The organism is Rhodopseudomonas sp. BR0G17 (genome assembly GCF_010907025.1).
Taxonomy (GTDB): domain Bacteria; phylum Pseudomonadota; class Alphaproteobacteria; order Rhizobiales; family Xanthobacteraceae; genus Rhodopseudomonas; species Rhodopseudomonas palustris_H.
Genome location: NZ_QUML01000001.1, coordinates 348,724 through 365,492, shown reverse-complemented (window position 1 = coordinate 365,492; position 16,769 = coordinate 348,724). Strand labels below are relative to the sequence as shown.

The 16,769-nt window shown below is 65.2% G+C and carries 21 protein-coding genes; 13 read left to right on the top strand and 8 right to left on the bottom strand.

Annotation, left to right across the window (positions count from 1 at the left end; genetic code table 11):
• The first annotated feature begins 51 nt into the window (after nt 1–51).
• From DY467_RS01765 to DY467_RS01750, 4 genes are all read left to right on the top strand, one after another.
• The gene (locus DY467_RS01765; protein WP_349627593.1) at nt 52–441 is read left to right on the top strand and encodes a GNAT family protein; all 390 of its coding nucleotides are present in this window, start codon (nt 52–54) and stop codon (nt 439–441) included.
• Entirely contained in the window at nt 441–1,478 is a 1,038-nt protein-coding gene (locus tag DY467_RS01760; RefSeq protein WP_164633794.1) for a tail fiber domain-containing protein, read from the top strand. The genes DY467_RS01765 and DY467_RS01760 overlap by 1 nt, the downstream gene beginning before the upstream one ends.
• A 101-nt stretch (nt 1,479–1,579) precedes the next feature.
• Entirely contained in the window at nt 1,580–3,352 is a 1,773-nt protein-coding gene (locus DY467_RS01755; RefSeq protein ID WP_205501921.1) for a cell wall hydrolase, read from the top strand.
• Nucleotides 3,353–5,518, top strand: coding sequence for a hypothetical protein (locus tag DY467_RS01750; RefSeq protein ID WP_164633792.1), 2,166 nt, complete (start codon nt 3,353–3,355; stop codon nt 5,516–5,518).
• A gap of 138 nt (nt 5,519–5,656) precedes the next feature.
• On the opposite strand, the gene DY467_RS01745 is transcribed toward DY467_RS01750, so the two are convergent.
• Nucleotides 5,657–5,974 (bottom strand): hypothetical protein, encoded by a 318-nt coding sequence (locus DY467_RS01745; protein WP_164633791.1) that lies wholly within the window; start codon nt 5,972–5,974, stop codon nt 5,657–5,659.
• A gap of 105 nt (nt 5,975–6,079) precedes the next feature.
• On the opposite strand from DY467_RS01745, the gene DY467_RS01740 reads away from it, so the two are divergent.
• The 7 genes from DY467_RS01740 to DY467_RS01710 all read left to right on the top strand — a co-directional run bounded on the left by DY467_RS01740 (nt 6,080) and on the right by DY467_RS01710 (nt 11,332).
• Nucleotides 6,080–6,967: a phage tail protein gene (locus tag DY467_RS01740; RefSeq protein WP_164633790.1), complete on the top strand. Its 888-nt coding sequence runs from the start codon at nt 6,080–6,082 to the stop codon at nt 6,965–6,967.
• A gap of 99 nt (nt 6,968–7,066) precedes the next feature.
• Entirely contained in the window at nt 7,067–9,442 is a 2,376-nt protein-coding gene (locus DY467_RS01735; protein WP_164633789.1) for a hypothetical protein, read from the top strand.
• A gap of 18 nt (nt 9,443–9,460) precedes the next feature.
• Entirely contained in the window at nt 9,461–9,763 is a 303-nt protein-coding gene (locus tag DY467_RS01730; RefSeq protein WP_164633788.1) for a hypothetical protein, read from the top strand.
• Complete coding sequence (locus DY467_RS01725) at nt 9,741–10,319, top strand: glycoside hydrolase family protein (protein ID WP_164633787.1); 579 nt, start codon at nt 9,741–9,743, stop codon at nt 10,317–10,319. The genes DY467_RS01730 and DY467_RS01725 overlap by 23 nt, the downstream gene beginning before the upstream one ends.
• Nucleotides 10,316–10,831: a hypothetical protein gene (locus DY467_RS01720; protein ID WP_164633786.1), complete on the top strand. Its 516-nt coding sequence runs from the start codon at nt 10,316–10,318 to the stop codon at nt 10,829–10,831. The genes DY467_RS01725 and DY467_RS01720 overlap by 4 nt, the downstream gene beginning before the upstream one ends.
• Before the next feature lie 52 nt (nt 10,832–10,883).
• Nucleotides 10,884–11,048 (top strand): hypothetical protein, encoded by a 165-nt coding sequence (locus DY467_RS01715; protein WP_164633785.1) that lies wholly within the window; start codon nt 10,884–10,886, stop codon nt 11,046–11,048.
• Nucleotides 11,045–11,332, top strand: a complete 288-nt coding sequence (locus DY467_RS01710; RefSeq protein WP_164633784.1) for a hypothetical protein — start codon at nt 11,045–11,047, stop codon at nt 11,330–11,332. The genes DY467_RS01715 and DY467_RS01710 overlap by 4 nt, the downstream gene beginning before the upstream one ends.
• Before the next feature lie 313 nt (nt 11,333–11,645).
• On the opposite strand, the gene DY467_RS01705 is transcribed toward DY467_RS01710, so the two are convergent.
• The 4 genes from DY467_RS01705 to DY467_RS01690 form a co-directional block, all read right to left on the bottom strand.
• Entirely contained in the window at nt 11,646–11,840 is a 195-nt protein-coding gene (locus DY467_RS01705; protein ID WP_164633783.1) for a hypothetical protein, read from the bottom strand.
• Nucleotides 11,837–12,337, bottom strand: coding sequence for a hypothetical protein (locus tag DY467_RS01700; protein ID WP_164633782.1), 501 nt, complete (start codon nt 12,335–12,337; stop codon nt 11,837–11,839). Before DY467_RS01700 ends, DY467_RS01705 begins: the two co-directional genes overlap by 4 nt.
• Before the next feature lie 2 nt (nt 12,338–12,339).
• Entirely contained in the window at nt 12,340–12,738 is a 399-nt protein-coding gene (locus DY467_RS01695; protein ID WP_164633781.1) for a hypothetical protein, read from the bottom strand.
• Nucleotides 12,739–12,831: 93 nt separating this feature from the next.
• Nucleotides 12,832–13,086 carry a hypothetical protein gene (locus tag DY467_RS01690; protein WP_164633780.1) on the bottom strand — a complete coding sequence of 85 codons (255 nt, stop codon included), beginning with the start codon at nt 13,084–13,086 and terminating at the stop codon, nt 12,832–12,834.
• A gap of 141 nt (nt 13,087–13,227) precedes the next feature.
• Between DY467_RS01690 and DY467_RS26825 the strand changes: the two genes are divergently transcribed.
• A complete protein-coding gene (locus tag DY467_RS26825; protein WP_205501918.1) occupies nt 13,228–13,533 on the top strand; it encodes a PadR family transcriptional regulator in 306 nt (101 codons plus the stop codon).
• Nucleotides 13,521–14,063, top strand: coding sequence for a hypothetical protein (locus DY467_RS01680; protein ID WP_164633779.1), 543 nt, complete (start codon nt 13,521–13,523; stop codon nt 14,061–14,063). The genes DY467_RS26825 and DY467_RS01680 overlap by 13 nt, the downstream gene beginning before the upstream one ends.
• 78 nt (nt 14,064–14,141) lie before the next feature.
• Here DY467_RS01680 and DY467_RS01675 read toward each other — a convergent pair whose 3' ends face one another.
• From DY467_RS01675 to DY467_RS01665, 3 genes are read right to left on the bottom strand one after another with little or no spacing between them, the layout of a single operon-like run.
• Entirely contained in the window at nt 14,142–14,366 is a 225-nt protein-coding gene (locus DY467_RS01675; protein ID WP_164633778.1) for a hypothetical protein, read from the bottom strand.
• Nucleotides 14,363–14,689 (bottom strand): hypothetical protein, encoded by a 327-nt coding sequence (locus DY467_RS01670; RefSeq protein WP_164633777.1) that lies wholly within the window; start codon nt 14,687–14,689, stop codon nt 14,363–14,365. The genes DY467_RS01675 and DY467_RS01670 overlap by 4 nt, the downstream gene beginning before the upstream one ends.
• On the bottom strand, nt 14,686–16,500 hold the full coding sequence (locus tag DY467_RS01665; RefSeq protein WP_164633776.1) for a helicase HerA domain-containing protein: 1,815 nt from the start codon (nt 16,498–16,500) through the stop codon (nt 14,686–14,688). Before DY467_RS01665 ends, DY467_RS01670 begins: the two co-directional genes overlap by 4 nt.
• Nucleotides 16,501–16,769: the final 269 nt, after the last annotated feature.

The following is a 16,769-nucleotide window of genomic DNA, read 5'->3' as shown; positions in this document are numbered from 1 at the left end:
TTCGCAGATAGCAAGCATAATGCGGCCTTCAACGAGGCTGTCGGGAATTTCGTGTCGGAGCTGGTGTACGGCGAGCGTGGTCGCTTTCGTGACTTCTGCTCGCTGGCGGTCTGCGATGCGGGTTTCGTGATCGCCGGCGTTTTGTATCACCACTTCTATCCCCGCTCCGGCGTGATGGAATTGAGCGCCGCTGCGGTCGACAAGCGATGGCTGACGCGCCCGGTGCTGCGCGCGATGTTCGAGATCCCGTTCGACGTGTTCGGCTGCCAGCTGGTGGTGCTTCGCGTTTCCGAGCGCAACACGAGCATGCTGCGGATCGCGCGCGCCTACGGCTTCACTGAGTACGTAATCCCGAGACTCCTCGGTCGCGACGAAGCCGAGCACATCCTCACACTCGGCGACGACGAATGGCGCGCGAGCCGCTTCAACAGGGGCAAATAATGGGCAAGGACACTCCGCAGGCGCCCGTCGCGCCCGATCCGGTCAAAACTGCCGAAGCGCAGGGCCAGATCAACCAGAACACCGCGACCACCCAGCAGCTGCTGAACATGGTCGACCAGGTCGGCCCGAACGGCTCGCTGACCTACAGCCAGAACGGCAGCACCAGCTTCACCGGCGCCGACGGCAAGACCTATACGGTGCCGCGGTTCACGGCGACGACGTCGCTCACGCCGGCGCAGCAGCAGCTGCTCGACCTCACCAACAAGACCAAGGCGAACCTCGGCCAGATCGGCGTCGACCAATCGGCAAAGATCGGAACCCTGCTGGGGAGCAACCTGAAGCTCGGCAACGAGGCCACCGAGGCGCGTATCATGGAGCTCGGCTCGGCTCGGCTCGATCCGAAGTTCGCCCGCGACGAGGACGCGCTGCGTACGCGGCTCGCGAACCAGGGCATCCAGCCGGGCTCGGCGGCGTGGAATGCCGAGATGACGCAATTCGGCCAGGGCAGGAACGACGCCTACAACCAGCTGCTGTTGAGCGGGCGCCAGCTGGCCGACACCGAGGTGCAGGCGGAGCGCAACGCGCCGATCAACGAGATCACCGCGCTTCTGTCCGGATCGCAGGTGTCGAATCCGTCCTTCACCTCGACGCCAACGACGGGCGTCGGCGGCGTGGACTACTCCGGCATGGTCAACAACAACTACAATGCTGCCACCAGCCAATACAACACGCAGGTCGGCAATCAGAACGCCGCGATGGGCGGCATGTTCGGCCTCGCCGGTGCGCTCGGTGGCGGTCTGCTGCAGGGCGCAGGAAAGGCTGGCAGTCTTGCCGCGTTCTTCTCGGACCGTCGCCTGAAGTCGAACATCGTCCCGACCGGTGATCGGCTCGGCGGGCTGCCGGTGTACGAGTACACGATCTTCGGCCGGCGCGAGCGTGGCGTCATGGCTGACGAAGTTGAACGGGTGATGCCCGAGGCGGTGCTTATGCACCCGAGCGGCTTCAAGATGGTCGATTACGGAATGCTGGGAGGCTGACCGCCATGGCGCTCGATGTCAGCACGCCGTTCGTTTGGGGTGAAGGCGGAGCCCAGCTCACGCCCGGCCAGGTCGCCGGCCGGCGCAAGCTCGCCGAGGCGATGCTCGCCCAGGGCACCGATTACAGCCCGATCAAGTCGCCTTGGCAGGGCGCGGCGCGCGTGGCGCAAGCGCTGCTCGGCGGCTGGCAGGCTGGTGCTGCCGATCGCGAGGAAGAGCAAGCCCGCAAGGACGCGATCACCGAGATCACACAGCTTTTGCGGGGGCAAAACGGTGGCTCGGTGACCGGAGCGCCGACGGTCGCGGCGCCCGCTGCTGCGACAGCGGCCTCGCCTGTCGCGGCGCCGATCGACACCAGCGGCAAGATCTACAATGCCGACGAACCGAGCCCGCTTGATCCGCCGTCCGGCGCCGATCGCGACATGGCGATCCGCACCATGATTGCGGAGGCCGGCGATCAGCCTCCTGCTGGGCAGACGGCGGTGGCAGCGGTGATGCGCAATCGGGCGGTCGACGGTGGCTATGGCGGAGACACCCTGCCGGGCGTGATCCAGAAGCCGTACGCCTTCGAACCCTGGAACACCCAGGCCGGCCGGGACCGCATGGCGGCGATCTCGACAAACGATCCGCGCTACATCGCGGCAGGGAAGGCCTTGGATGCCGCGTATTTCGGCGAGGACCCGACCGAGGGAGCAACCCATTTCGTGGCGCCGAAGGCGCAGGCTGCCCTCGGGCGCGCGATGCCGGCCTGGGCGAAGGGCGAGAGCACCACGATCGGCGACCACGTGTTCTATTCCCCGGACGATGCCGCCCCCGCGGCGCCCGTTCGCGTGGCGTCGGCGCTGCCGTTCGCTCCGGCCGGCACAACGGTCCAGGATCCCGCAACGGCCTCCAGCGGCCCTGCAGCGGCCGCCAGCGGCACTGCCGGGATCACCCCGGTGAACGCAACCGTCGCCCAGGCGACGCCGCGGGCGGCTGCCGTGTCGCCGTCGATCGAGCAGGTCGTCCGGGTGCTATCCAACCCCTATACGCCGCCGGCACTCGCGAGCGCGCTCGTATCCCAGATGAAGCCGCGCGAGCAGTTCGTTCAGGAGACGGATGCGGCGGGTAACATCTGGAACGTCAACAAGCAGAACGGCCAGCGTACGGTTGCTCTGAAGGCCGACAAGCCCGAGGCGGAGCCTTCGAGCGTTCGCGAGTACGAATACTACAAGAAGAATTTCAAACCGGTGGGTGATCGCACGGAGCCGATGTCCTACGACACCTGGGCGACCGCGAAGGCGCGGGCGGGGGCCGTCAATGTCGGTAACGTCACCACCAATGCCGGCGGCGGCTCGGACAAGCAGATCTTCGATGCGATGGACGAGCGCACCAAAACCGCCCGGGCAACGGCCGAGGGCCTTGCCGGCTTGCGGAACGCGCGGGCGCAGCTCGAGGGCAAGGGCGGGGTGATCACCGGCGCCGGCGCCGATGGTCGCCTGATGCTGCAGAAGATCGGCGCTGCCTTCGGGGTCTCAGATCCGGCGGCGATCCAGAACACCGAGACGTTCCGCGCAGCGATCGCGCCGCAGGTCTCCTCGGTGCTCAAGAACACGGTGGGCACGGCCAACATTTCCAACAGTGATCGCGAGTTCGCCGAGCGCGCGGCCGGCGGCTCGATCACCCTCGACGAGGGCTCGATCAAGCGGCTGCTGGACATCATGGAGCGGGCCTCAGTGGCACGTCTGCAGGATCACCAAGAGCAGCTCGACGCGATCTATCCGGATCCCGTCGCCAACAAGCGCGAGCGCGCGCTCTTCGGCGTCCGGGTGCCGCAGCCGGGCGCGCCGCCGGCCGGCGCCACCAAGAGCGGCATCAAGTGGAGCGTGGAATAAATGCCGACGCTCAACATCGAAGGGCGGAAGATCCGCGTCGACGACAGCTTCCTGCAGCTGTCGCCCGAGCAGCAGAACGCCACCGTGGAGGAGATCGCCAAGTCGCTGGGTAGCGCGCAGCCTGCCGAGGCGGCGCCGGCGCAGCCGAGCGAGGCGGCGGCCGCCGTGCCTTCGTCCGCCGCTGCTGTGCCGCAGGAAGCCCCGGCGGCGCCCGAACCGGCGCCGACCACCAGCAATCCGGGCGTGCTGCAGCGGATCCGCGAGGCCGTGCACGCGCCGACGCGCATACTGGAGAACGGCATCCTGCTCGGCCTCGGCGATCGCGCGCGCGCCGGCATGGACGCGATCATCGGCAACGGCTCCTACGGCGACAACCTCAAGCGGGAGCAGGCCGAGACCGCCAGCTATGAGCGCGACCATCCCGCCGCGGCGATCGCGTCCGGCCTGGTCGGCGGCGCGGTGGCGCCGATCGGCGCCATCGGGGCCGCTTCAAAGGGGGCCGGAATTGTCGCCAAGTCGCTGTTGGGTGCCGGCGCCGGTGGCGCGATCGGCGCAGTGCAAGGCGGGCTCTCCAGTAAGGACTGGACCGACATCCCGCAGACCGCGAAGGACGCGGCGATCGGCGGCGGATTTGGAGGCCTGATAGGTGCGACCCTTCCAGGCGCCGGTCAGGCGGTCGGGTGGGGTGTCCGCAGCGTCGCCGATGCCCTGCGCGGCCGCGCCGATGGCATGACGCGGGCGGCGACCGGCCATCTGGCGCGGGCGATCGAGGCCGATGGCGGTATCCCGGCGGTTCGCGCTGAGTTGGACCGGTTGGGGCCGGAGGCGATGCTGCTGGACGCTGGGCAGTCGCTGAAGGGTGTGGCCCAGGGCGCTAACCTGCTGGCGCCCGAGGCTCGGGCGTTGACGTCTGCTCGGTTGCAGGCGCGTGACGATCTGACCAACACGCGGATCCGCGACGACGTCGATCGGATCCTCGGCCCGGGCGAGGACGCCGCCACCGCGACCAAGAACATCCTCGACTACCGGAGCATGGTGGATGGCATCAACTACCCGCGCGTGCTCGAGCGCGTCCGCTCGGTCAAGACGGCGCCTATCCTCACTGAACTAGACGATGCAATTCACCAGTCCGTCGATCTCGAGCAGAAGGCGCTGACCAACCTGCGCAAAATGCTGGTGGTCGAAGAGATGCGGCCGCGGATCGATCCCTGGACGGGCAAACAGGCTCTCAACAGCAACGGCGACCTTGCCTTCGACAAGGTGTACGTCAGCCAAAATGATCCGACAGTGCTGCACAAGGCCAAGGTGGCGCTCGACGGCCTGATCGAGCACCAGGCGCCGGCCCTTGGCGTGCCGCAGGGCGGGCTGCAGAACCAGCAGCACGCGCTGAAGCATTTCCGCTTTCTGCTCAACGAGGCGCTGGAAAACCAGGTGCCTGGCTACGCGCAGGCGAACGCCGTATCGTCGCGCTTGGCGCGGCGTGCGGACGCGGTCAAGACCGGGACCGGTTATCTCGGCGATCAGAAGACGACGCCGTCGCCCGGGCGCTTCCTCGACGAGTTCGAGCAGCTCGAGGCGGGCGAGCGGATCGCGCTCAACAAGGGCTCCCGCGCCGAGATCGAGCGCCTGATCGGCACCAAGGCAAACAACCTGGTCGGACTGCGGGACGCGTTGCGCGGCGAGGGCTCCTGGAACGCGCAGAAGCTCGCGACCGTTCATGGCGAGGAGGCAACCCGGGATCTGCTCGACACCGTCGACCGAAACGCTCTGTTCCGCGAGAGCTTCAACGACATCGTGCGCAACAGCCAGACCGCGCAGCGGCTCAGTGCGAAAGAAGCGCTCGACCCGACAGTGCTCAAGCCGGGCGACGTGTTTTCGCCCAACAGCACGCTTGCTGGCATGCTGACAACCGGGTTGAAGCTGGGCGCGAACAAGATCGGCGCTGTCGCCGCCGGCGAGCACAGAATTCGTGCAGGCTCAGAGCTCGCCCGCATCCTGTCGGAGCAGGGGGCCGAGCGTGAGAAGGCGGTCAAAGCGATCGCGGACGCGATGCGGCGCCGGGGTCAGAACGTCAATGTCAGTCGCGGGACGGTGGATGCCGGTCTTTTGGCTGCAGCCAGTGCGGCAAATGTCCTCGCCGACGATCTACGACGTAAGCGATGGTGAGAACCACGATGATGCCGCTGCCACAGACGGCCATGAAAGTTTCGAACCCGAACGTCTCCAGAACGCCAGAGAGCGCCCATCGCATGAAGACGACGAACGCGATGAGCAGGGCGGACGCGATGATCAGCTCGGGACGGGTCATCGGCCTGTCGAGCCTGGTGGAGGCAACTTCACCTCGCCTTCGAACTCCGACCACTGTGAGATCTGTCGGCAACTCAATGGTCCGCTAGCGCAGACCTGGATCACACTGGCGGTCCAGGTCTTCCCCGTAGCGGTATCGATTTTGAAGATCACCGACTCGGTGAACGCTTCGCCCTTTAGGTTGATGAACTTATAGGTTCCTTGAGCAAGCTGGTACCGGCCGACTTCATCGGCGCGTGCTGCTGACCAATAGGCCTGCGAGACCGCGAGCGCGATCAGCAGCAAAAGACCGGTCGAGAGCTTGCAGCGGGTCATAGCCCGGCACCCATAGCGCGATTCCGGTTTTGTTCCAAATCTGCGCTCTCAGCGCGTGTGGACATCCCGTTTTTCACCCGTTCCAGCCTGACACTTGGAGCACCCATGCCCACAGACGCAAACGGCAATTACGCGCTACCGCCGGGGTATCTGGCCATCACCGGTACGCCGATCTTGCCGAGCCAGCACAATCCGGCTCTGGAAGATCTCGCCGATGGTGTGAACGGCCGACTGACGAAGAACGGTTCGGCGCCGATGACCGGTCCGATGAAGCTCGTTGCTGGCACCGAAAGCCTGCCGGGGCTGACCTGGGCAACAGGGCCCGGTACCGGCTTTTACAAGACCCCGGACGGGATCGGCGTCAGCGTCAACGGCGCCAAGGTGGCGGAATTCTCCGGCGCTGGGCTCAAGAGCGGTGGCAGGTTCATCGGTGAACTGATCCCGGTCACCACGTCGACCGTTTTGCCGCTGACGGTCATCCCCGCCGGACAGACCCTCAGCCGCGCGGCCTATCCGGAGCTGTGGGCTTTGGCCCAGGCCGAAATCGCAGCCGGGAACACGTTTTACAACAACGGCGACGGCGCGCTTACGTTCGGTATCGGCGACCTGCGCGGCCGCGTGCTCGCGGGCAGGGACAATATGGGCGGCGCAGCGGCAGGCCGGTTGTCCGCCGGCTATTTCGGGGGCGACGCCACCAAGATTGGCGCCACTGGCGGCGCGCAGTGGGGCGTCATCGGTTTGTCCCACCTGCCGCCCTACACGCCCAGCGGAAGGATCGGCGGCAGCGCTTCGTTCGCTGCAATCAACGATCGTGGAACACTCCTGTTCGACGCGGGAGCATATTCCTCGTCCTACCCAGGTTCCCCCCAGGTCTTAACGATCAACGGTTCGTCCTTCAGCTTCGCCGGTGACCCGCAAGGCGGGGGCGGCAATCCGTTCTCGCTGGTGCAGCACACCATCGTCTGCAATTTCCTTCTGTTCGCCGGAGCCTGAGCGATGGCCACGATCCGCCCCAAGGACGAACCCGCCGTCACCTCGCCGGCAGCGGGTGATAAGCTGCTGCTCGACGGCGACACCGTGCGTAGCATCCTGGTGACCGACTTCCTCGCCCCGGTGCAGCCGAAGGACGCCACGTTGACGGCGCTCGCTGCGCTCGATGCGAGCGCCGGACTACTGGTCGAGACTTCTGCCGACAGCTTCGTCAAACGCACATTGACGGGCACCGCGAACGAGATCTCGGTGAGCAACGGCAGCGGCGCGGCCGGCGACCCGACGCTGTCCCTACCTGCGTCGCTGGTTTTCACCGGCAAGACTGTAACCGGCGGTAGCTTCACCGGACCGGCGATCTCGTCGCCGACGGGCATCGTGAAGGGCGATGTCGGACTCGGCAATGTCGACAACACCTCGGACGCGACCAAGAACGCAGCTGTTGCGACACTGACCAATAAGACCATCAACGCATCGGCAAACACGATCTCGAACCTCACGGCCGCGATGTTCGCCGCCAATGTGGTCGACAATGATAGCGCGCTCGCCGCGAACAGTTCGACCCGGATCCCGACGCAGGCTGCGGTGAAGGCCTACGCTGACCAGCTGATCGCCGCCAACGACGCGATGGTGTTCAAGGGGAGCATCGACTGCTCGGCCAACCCCAACTATCCCGCGGCCGATCGAGGCTGGACCTACAAGGTGAGCGTCGGCGGCAAGATCGGCGGTGCCTCCGGCGTAAGCGTCGAGAACGGCGACACTCTGATGTGCCTCACCGACGGCACGGCGTCGGGGACGCAGGCGGCAGTCGGCGCGCAGTGGAACATCGTGCAAGCCAATTTGGTCGGTGCTGTCACCGGCCCGGCGTCGTCGGTGTCGGGGAACATCCCGACGTTCAACGGCACCGGCGGCACGGTGCTTCAGGACAGCGGGAAGGCGTTGCCCGGAGGTGCGATCGTCGGCACCAGCGACGTGCAAGCGCTGACCGGTAAGACGATCAACGGTCTCACCATCACCAGCACCACCGGGACTCTGACGATTGCGGCCGCAAAGACGCTGGTGGCGAACAATTCGCTGACCTTGAACGGCACCGATGGAAGCTCGGTCGCCTTTGGGGCGGGCGGAACGGTCGCCTACCTCAGCAACAAGCTCTCTGCGTTCGCTGCTACGAGCTCGGCAGAACTCGCCGGCGTGATGTCCGACGAAACGGGCACCGGCAGTCTTGTGTTCGCCAATGGCCCGACGCTGGTCAATCCGGTGGTCGGCACCCAGACGCTGGGCGACAGCAGCACCAAAGCCGCTTCGACGGCGTTCGTCCAGAATGCCGTTGCCGCCGCTGTTGCCGGCGTCGCTTCTCTCGGCGGGCAGTCGGGCGCGCTCACATTCGACGGCGGCTCGATGGCGAGCACTGTGATGACGCTGCTCCGGTACGACGCGGCGCAGGCGCTCAGCTCCGCGCAACAGGCGAGGGCGCGTGCGAATGCCGGGGCGGGCAATCCGGGGCTGCACAACCGGCTGATCAACCCCAGCGGTCAGATCTGGCAGCTGGAGAACTCGGGCGCGGCCGCCATCACCGACGGCAGTTACGCTTGGGATCAATGGTACGGCCTCACGCAGAGCGCCGGCGTGACCGCTTCTGCTCTGGTGAACGTCGAAGACGGCACACCGTTCATGATGAGGTTGACCCAAGCCAACGCGACCGCGCAGCGGTTCGGCCTCGCCCAGGTGATCGAAGCCGTAAATTGCACGGATCTGCGCGGCCAGTCGGTGGTCCTGTCAGCACGCGTGCGGATGTCGGCGGCGACTACTCTCCGCTTTGCTATCATCGAATGGACGGGGACCGCCGACGTCCCGACCAAGGATTTCGTCAACGACTGGACCAGCTCGATCTTTTCGCCCGGGAATTTCTTCACCGCGACCTCGACGGTGATAACCGCCTCCGGGTCAATCACCCTCACGGCAAACACCGCTGCCTCGATCTCGCTTGCGGGCACGGTGAGCAGCGCGGCGGCGAACATTGCGGTCCTGTTTTGGACGGACTCGGCGCAGGCCCAGAACGTCACATTGGACATCGGCAAGGCCCAGCTCGAGGCGGGGCTCGCACCTACGCCTTTTGCGGTTCGCTCGGCCCAGGATGAGATGGGGCTTTGCAAGCGCTATTTGCGGACCACCGGCATCAATCTTCCCGGCACGATGTACTTGAGCCTCGGCTTCATCTTCAGTCCGACGATTTTTAGGACTGTGATCCCGCTCGGAGATCCGATGCGCGCCGGGCCTGCAGTATCGATCAGCTCACCGTCCCATTTCCAGGCGGACGATCCTGCAGCTTCCGCTCTCGTGATCTCTGCGCTCGCTGCGTACGTTTCGAGCCCCGACGTCGCCCAGCTCCAGTTCACGATCAGCGGCGGCACAGCGGGTCATCCCGCCTTCTTCCAAGCGCTGTCCGCTTCGGCGCGCATCTACTTCAAGGCCCAGCTCTAAGCCTCACAGGAGTCCAAGATGGAAGAACCCGCTTCTGCGGGCGCGCCCGCGCGCGCGCCGCGCAAACGCCTGTGCCTGATCGACGATGCGGGCTGGGTGGCCCGCCGCGCCTGGTCGGTCCGCTTCAACGTCGCCGGCGCGGTGTTCGGCGGCGTCTCCGCCTTCGTCGGCTTTCTGCTGCTGAGGGACGTCGCATTCCCGATCGGCCCCATCACGCTTTCGATCATCGGGGGCGCGTCGACGACGCTCTCCAGTGTGTGCGCGCTCGCCGCTCGCTTCGTGAAACAGGATCGCGGTCATGGCTCTGTCGACAACGAATAAGGTTGCAATCGGCGCCGGCGCCGGCGCGACCGGCGGATTTGCCGCCGCGGCGGTTGCTGCTGCGATGCTGATCACGCCGCAATGGGAAGGCATGGACGCGGTCGCTCGCCGCGACATGATCGGCACCGGCCATCCCGTGACCTACTGCTACGGCCAAACCGACGAGTTCGGCACCGTGAAGGTCGGCACGCGTTTCACGAAGGTTGAATGCGACGCCAAGCTGGCCGAGTCATTGCCGCGCTATTGGGCGAAGATCGAGCCGTGTTTCACGGTCGACCTGAGCAAGGTGCCGGGCAAGGTGCTCGGCTCCTTTCTCGATGCCAGCTACAACGCCGGCGCGGCAGCGGTCTGCAGATCGCCGATGATGCGCAAGATCAACGCCGGTGATCTGCGCGGTGCCTGTGAGGCATTCGATGGCTGGCGCGTGACCGGTGCCGGCAAGGTCCGACCTGGGCTGATCAAGCGGCGTGGTCCTGGCGACTACCGCATGAGTGAGCGCCAGCTCTGCCTCGAAGGCGTCGCGGAAGCGACCACCAAACGGTGGTGGCAGCGATGAGCGGCTTTCTGTTCGGCGGCGCGGCCGCCACGCTCGGCGCGATCCTCGAAGGCCTGCAGGCGGTGGCGCTCACCCTCGCGATCGGCGTTGCCGGCCTGCTGCTGATCGTCGGCCTGGTGGTTGGCTACATCCCGTTCGGCAGCCGCCTGCCGGTGATCGGCCCCTATGTGATCCCGGCACGGTTCGTCGCCTTCCTCAGCTTCGGCGCGCTGGCGGCGCTGCTCACGCTGCGGCTCGCCGGCGACTCCTGCGAGGCGCAGCGCGCCGCCGATCGTGCGGCGGCCGAACAGGCGCGCGTCACGCGTGACAGGGAAATCCGCGTGGATCTCGAAAGCGACTATCGGCCGAGGCTGGCACGCCTGGCCGACCAGGCCAAAGCCCTGCAGAAGAAGGTGGACCACTATGCGAAACATCCTCCGGCGGCCGCGGCCGCCCGGCCGAAGGCTGCCGCCGGCGGCAATGTGTGCCGTCTCGGCGATGCTGCTTACCAGCTGCGTCCACAGAAGCGGTGAGCTGCCGGCGCCGCTGCGCGCCGAGCTGCCGTCGCAGATCTGCGAGGAGATCTTGCAGCCGGTCGACGCGCGGCCGTTCGGGCCCGACGACGACGCGATCACCGCGTATCTGCAACGCGACGCCGAGGTGATCATCGGCAACGAGCGCATCAAGGCCGGCCGGGCGTGCGTCGTCCAGCAGCGCGAGGCTTATGCAGGGCAGGGGGACGCACAATGAGCGCACGGGCGGCACGGCTCCCGCGGCAGATCCGCGACGGTGGCACTACACTGGCCGAGCGGGTGGCGACGCTCGAGCAGCAGCAGGTCGGTAACGATGAGCGCGCCGACAAGCAGGGCGAGCAGCTCGTCGAGATCCAGAAAAGCCTGCAGCGCCTATTGGCGATCGTGGAACGCCTGACCGGCATCAAGATGCTGTTTGTCGCGCTGCTGACTTTCGTCGGCACCATGGCCGCAACGGTCGGCGCGACGATCGCGGTGATCCGCTATTTGACCGGCAGCTGATTTTTCCGGGTCCATTCGGCCTGAGGGGCCGCACTTACGTCATAGACGTCCACTTGGCCGCACTTCCGGCACTCATAGGTTCGTGTCTCGCCGCCATCGGCCGAGGGCGATCGTCGAGTGAGGTTGGCCGCGCCACCGCACGCCTGGCAGGGGTGGAAGTAGTAATCGGCTGACTGAAATGACGGCACAGCAAGCCCTGAGCTTGAAAAAGGAACTATACAACCATTGCGAGTAATAAAGTTGATGCAGATCAATATTGCACAGGGGGTGGAGTATTGCCAAGGTAGTCAGGTACTTACCTTGCCCTGAGCGTCTAGCGGACCTCCGAATTCGAAGCATTCGGGTTCGGCACGGGGTTCGTTTCCGTCGAGACGCACGCAATCTGCTCGATCAGTTCCTCACACACTGAGATCGCACCGGCGAGCACGTTGACGCCGGCCGACATCTGGTCGCGCTTCAGTACCAGCGCATCGCGCTTGGTCCGGATGAGATCGAGGGCGGTGGTCACTGTCCAGACGGCTGTGCGGAGGGCTGCGCCAGCTCGGCCGGCATGGGCGACGGAACGCCTACGAGCTCCACAGCCGTATCGCCGGTGACAGTGACCGCGGGCTGAGCCAGCTTCCCGTCGACCTCGGCGAACTTCTTGGTCAAGAAGTCGCCAGTCTGCCGGAAACGATCGTCGACCGACTTCTCGAACGCGTCGAGGCGGTCCCGCACACCGGCGGCCACGTTGTCGGTCTTGGCGGCCTGGCCCTTCTGGAAGGGCATCCACTCGGCGTAGGCGGTGCCGTCGGTCGGTGGCGCTTCATCGCCCTGCAGCAGCGGCACCGAGGTGGCGCTGTAGCTGGTGCCGTTCTCGTCGAAGGCGGCCAAGTTGATCAGCCGCTCGCTCTGCACGTAGGCGATCAGCGCCGCGTGGGGCTGACCGTTCGGGTTTGCCTGGGCAGCGGGGTGGAACCAGACCACGCGGCCGATCGACGGGAGGATGATGTTCGAATCGGACATGGTCAGCTCGCGGGGGTGGTGTGCAGCTTGACGTCGACGCGCCCGTAGAAGGCGGCCTTCACGATCGGCTCGATCGTCACCAAGCCCTGTTCGAGGAGCTTTACGCGCTGCGACTCGCGGATCAGCATCCAGTTTGCGACCGAGAGCTTCGGCTCTTCGCCGTTGATCTGCGACGGCGCCGGGGGGCTCGCCGAGACGTAGCCGATGCCGGGAAACTCCTCTCGGAACTTCCCGTCGGTTTTCGACTGCTCTTTCAGGAGGCTCTTGATCGCCTCCATGCGGCTGAGCGCCTCGGCGATCTCCGGCTTGCGGGCGATGTCGAGCAGCTCTTGGCAGAGGTCGCGCCGCGACGGCGGCTTCGCCGGCTTGGCGGACTTACGGACGGCAGCGATGGCGGCCATAACGCTCCTGACGGCGCGGGAATGCGATACAAGGGCCCGCGCGCGGAACGAAATGTTCCATAATCTGTCTTAACGGGAGGTTTCAGGCCGGCCTTAATCGAGCCGGGTGAACGTCTTGGCGTAGCCGGGCGCGTCGCTCTGCCGCTCGGCGTAGTATCGCTCTGGCCGGCCGCCGCAGCGATCGCACCGCATGCGGGCGCCCAGCTCGTCGAGCGTCATCGAGTCGAGGTTCGGGATCCTGCTGCGGATCATCCGGAAGGGCACCCACACGTAGCCTTTGCAGCACTCGCAGCAGATGTGGTGATAGTTCTCGGCCTCAAGCTGGGCCACCGTGCGGGAATCGGCCATGGGGCATTTTACAGCCCGCGGTCTAGGGAAAGGGGAGAAGCCGCACTGTCACTCACCCGATTGACGAAAGTCGACATAGGGTCTATATCGATTTTCAATAGAGGCCGGTAAGGCCCCGAAGAGCGTGAGGAGAAGCAGCGCATGGGATCTGTCAGAATTTCTGGACCAACGCTTAAAGTGTTGAGGCTCTACATGGCTGACGTAAAACGCGCCCGATCAGGCGCCGAAATACATCTTGAGACGAAGATCGGTTCTGGCACGCTGTACCCGCTACTGGCGCGTCTAGAGCAAGCTGGATGGCTGGTGAGCGAATGGGAGACTATTGATCCATCCGCTGAAGGAAGACCGCGTCGTCGGTACTACAGCATTACCGGGGAGGGACAACGCGCCGCGCGAGAAGCTCTGGAGCCGCTGCAGTGGGGAGGTACCCCAGCATGGCAGGTCTGACAGATCTACTGTGGACATTAGTCACGTCACTCGCGGCTGATGAGCTAGCAGCGCATCTTCCTAAAGTGACGAAGCGGTTGCTAGACGGGGCCGTTCGGAAGCTGCCAGCGGGCGATCAGGAGCGTTATCGAGAGGAGTGGCAGGCTCACTCCGATGAGCTTCCCGGGCAACTCAGTAAACTTCTCCACAGCGCAGGATGTTACTTCAAAGCCGCACGATCGATCCGGCGAGTGCGATTTAAATCGAGGTCGGATTATCGAACTCGTGCAATGATTGCAGAAGTAGTTCTGTGGGGTGCAGTTGGGGCCACTCTATTGCCAAGCGTTTCGCGCAACGTGCTGAAGGGCAACTTTTCGGCAGTCAAAGTTGTGTTGTTGGGTGCTAGAATATTGATCCTCACAGCCATCACCGAAGCAGTCTACAAAGGAAGCTCGCCCAAGCAGATTCTGGCAGCTTTGAATGTGCGCTACGAAAAGTTGATCGAGCTTCTTGATCGCCGCGGAGAGACTGCGGTTAGAGAAAAGATTTGACCAAATGTCGCGGGCTTGCCCGCGACATCAATCCAAGCGGGATAATTCCCGCAGTCGATTCGACCATCGACGCGAACCTTACGGTTTCACCACTTCGTTGCGGAGCTGGTCGAGCGACATTGTGCCGTGGCAGCACTTCGGCCAGCCCTCGCGCAGGCATCGCGCGGCATCGACGACGCGGGAGCGGCCGCAGCTGGGGCACCAGACCTTTCCGTTCAACAGTGACGGGTGGCTGGCGGCGATCTCCTGGTAAACGTCCCGATGGCGCGCGAGCGTCTCGGGCAATGGCAGTGCGACGGTCATGCCGCGTCCTTTCCAATGAGGGCTTCGCATTTCTCCGCGATCTCGCGGGCGAGCTCGGGCGAAGCATTGCCGTGCTCATAGGACCGCAGCGCGTGCGCCGCGGCGGTTAGTGTCGTCATCACGTCGACCTTGCGCCTGATCGCCGCCTCGTTTTCCTTGAGCCATTGCAGCGTTGCGAGAACCGCATCGAGCCGCTTCATCTGGTAGTCGGCCAGGTCCTGCTTGATGCGCCTGGCGGCAATCATCCGCGGATAGACCGAGCGGCGCTTGTTCAGCTCGCTCGCGACTTCCTGGATTTGTGAGGTGAGGGAGATCTTGCTCATCCCACGACCCAATCCTGCAGCTGGACCATTCCGCTCGCCGGATATTCGACGACCTCGATCGCGCTCAGCTCGGACAGACGGTTACGAAGATTGCTGCCGCCGGGCTCCCAGCCGAGTGCCTGCGCGAGATAGGCACGCGTAACGGGCGAGTGGCCTTGATCGCGGAAGGCGAGCAACTGATCGAAGATCGCCTGCTGCGGGCCGGTGCAGACTGCGCGAATGCTATTGATCAGTGTGCGGCTGGTGTCGGGTGCGGGAGCCGAAGCCTCGCCGATCGCGGTGAGGCTGACCTTACCGTCTGCCGGATAGGAGACGAGCCCGTTGCTCGACAGCTCCGACAGACGGTTGCGCAGGTTCGATCCTTTCGGCTTCCAACCGGCAATCGCTGCAACCTGCGGCCGCGTCGGCGCGTCGTGTCCCATTGTCTTCCACCAGGCAAGCGCCTCGAGGAGCTGGCGCTGTGGGCCGGTTAGCGGCACGTCGACGCCCGCTGCCCATGAGCGGTTTGGCGGGCTCTGACGTTTGTTGAGCGGGGGGGCTTGCCGCGAAGGCGGCGGTGATGCGGCTCGGGGCGCCGCGATGGCCTGGGACGGCAGCCTGCCTGCATTGAGCAGGAGCTGCAGCTGGTTTGCCTTTTCGCCCCATGCCTCGGCCATCATCGTCACGCCGTCGATCATGTCGGAGGCGTCCTTCAGCGGGACAACAAACTTGCTGAGCTTGCCGAGAACCGGCTTAAGCGCGGCAACAGCTTCGCGATATCCTTCGACCTTGCCCTGAGCCTTGGCGCGTGCTTCGGCCGCGGCTACATCGGCTTTGTCCGGCGCCGGGCTCGGCGCGTTCTTGAGACGGTCCAGTTCCGCCGTCAGCTTTGCAATCTCGGTCTTCTGCTTTGCCGTCTCGGCCTTGAGGCTCTTGGGGTCGTTGGCTTGGTGCTCGGCGATCGCGGCAGCGAGCTTCGTCTTGACCTCTTCGAGGTCGACGTCGGCCCAGCCCTTCAGCTTCTTGTCCGAGGCGCCATTCTTCGGCGCCGCGAAGCTGTCGTAGGTGGCGAACATCGGGAACTCGACCAGCTTGGGGCCGAAGCCGATTTCCGGCGACCAGACCCACCCCTGGTTCCGCTGCAGGCCGGCGAGGGTATCGAGCACCTCCTTGCCGAGTGCGGGATCTCCGCAGCCGTCGATCCAGTCCTTCATGGCGCTGCGATCGAGCGGGTGGATGACCCGCTTGGCGATCAGCGTTTCGTGCGAGGTGACGTAGTCCTTGTGGACCTTCTGCGGTCGCTGCGAGGCGCTGATCAGGATCATGCCCTTTCCGGCGCCCTCGCTGGCGAGCCGGTTTGCCCAATGCAGCATCTTGCCGGTGTCGACGTCGTAGGCTTTCCCCTGCGGCGCGAAATTGTGGCACTCGTCGATGACGATCCAGCGGCTGCCGCGCGCGGTGTTGAACAGCGCCGACATGAAGTCGATGAAGAACCGCGTCCGCTCGCCGACCATCCAGCCGCCGAGGTCGATCAGGCAGGGGCGATTTCCCTGGGCCACCAGCTCGGCCACGGCCTTGCCGCTGGCGGCGTTGATCGGCACGTCGCCGTGCTTGCCGCCGAAGATCACGATCTCATAGCCGGGGCTCTTGCCGTCGGCCGAGGATTTCAGGCCCCACCAGTCGCCCTTGGGATCGATGATGCAGACCGGCTCGCTGCGATCGAGCAGATCCTCGACCGCCAGCCGCATGGTCGACGATTTGCCGGATCGGGTCTTGCCGAGCACGATCGTGTGCTGCTCGAGCACTTTCCGCGGGAAAGGGAGTTTTGCCATTGATGGTCCTTCGAGCCGCCACTGTCCGGGCGCTGGGAACGCGGCACGCAGCACAATGCAGCCCGGCGATGGCAGGGCTTGAGCAGGTCAGAATCGCGGGGACAAATGCGCGGGACTCGCCCAGGTTGTGGGTAGATCGTCAGAATCAGGATAAGCGAAATCAATGACTTGGTGTTGGTTCGAATCCAGCTGCCCCGACCACCCGTCTTCCTTCATTTCACGATGGTTTCGCCGCGGGCTCCCAGGTCGCGCGGCCGGTGCAGATTGCG